This is a genomic window from Flavobacterium sp. HTF (genome assembly GCF_003105115.1).
GTDB lineage: Bacteria > Bacteroidota > Bacteroidia > Flavobacteriales > Flavobacteriaceae > Flavobacterium.
On record NZ_QETH01000184.1, the window covers coordinates 1 to 459 of the forward strand.

The 459-nt window shown below is 35.5% G+C and carries 3 protein-coding genes; all 3 read left to right on the top strand.

Annotated elements, in window-relative coordinates:
• Positions 1 to 2 precede the first annotated feature (2 nt).
• The 3 genes from DCO46_RS23475 to DCO46_RS23005 are packed head-to-tail and all read left to right on the top strand — an operon-like array spanning position 3 to position 444.
• Complete coding sequence (locus DCO46_RS23475) at positions 3 to 146, top strand: class I lanthipeptide (protein WP_165829095.1); 144 nt, start codon at positions 3 to 5, stop codon at positions 144 to 146.
• 5 nt (positions 147 to 151) lie between these two features.
• On the top strand, positions 152 to 295 hold the full coding sequence (locus DCO46_RS23000) for a class I lanthipeptide (RefSeq protein WP_165828979.1): 144 nt from the start codon (positions 152 to 154) through the stop codon (positions 293 to 295).
• A gap of 5 nt (positions 296 to 300) precedes the next feature.
• Positions 301 to 444: a class I lanthipeptide gene (locus DCO46_RS23005; RefSeq protein WP_165828981.1), complete on the top strand. Its 144-nt coding sequence runs from the start codon at positions 301 to 303 to the stop codon at positions 442 to 444.
• Positions 445 to 459: the final 15 nt, after the last annotated feature.

Below are 459 nucleotides of genomic sequence, written 5' to 3' on the forward strand. Positions count from 1 at the left end.
AAATGAAAAAACAAAATCTAAACAACAAGCTTGCTTTCAACAAAGTAGCTGTTACAGAATTGAACAACACACAAATGCATGATGTTGACGGCGGAAGCTCTCCGGCATGTTACTTAGTAATCAGTTTCTTAATCGCAAAACTATAATCAAAATGAAAAAACAAAATGTAAACAACAAGCTTGCTTTCAACAAAGTGGCTGTTACAGAATTAAACGACACACAAATGCATGATGTTGACGGCGGAAGCTCTCCTGCATGTTACTTAGTAATCAGTTTCTTAATCGCAAAACTATAATCCAAATGAAAAAACAAAACCCAAACAACAAGCTTGCTTTCAACAAAGTGGCTGTTACAGAATTAAACGACACACAAATGCATGATGTTGACGGCGGAAGCTCTCCGGCATGTTACTTAGTAATCAGTTTCTTAATCGCAAAACTATAATCCAAATGAAAAAAC

Coding starts and splice junctions, on each gene's coding strand:
- DCO46_RS23475 (WP_165829095.1), top strand. CDS start 3: ATGAAAAAACAAAATCTAAACAACAAGCTTGCTTTCAACAAAGTAGCT.
- DCO46_RS23000 (WP_165828979.1), top strand. CDS start 152: ATGAAAAAACAAAATGTAAACAACAAGCTTGCTTTCAACAAAGTGGCT.
- DCO46_RS23005 (WP_165828981.1), top strand. CDS start 301: ATGAAAAAACAAAACCCAAACAACAAGCTTGCTTTCAACAAAGTGGCT.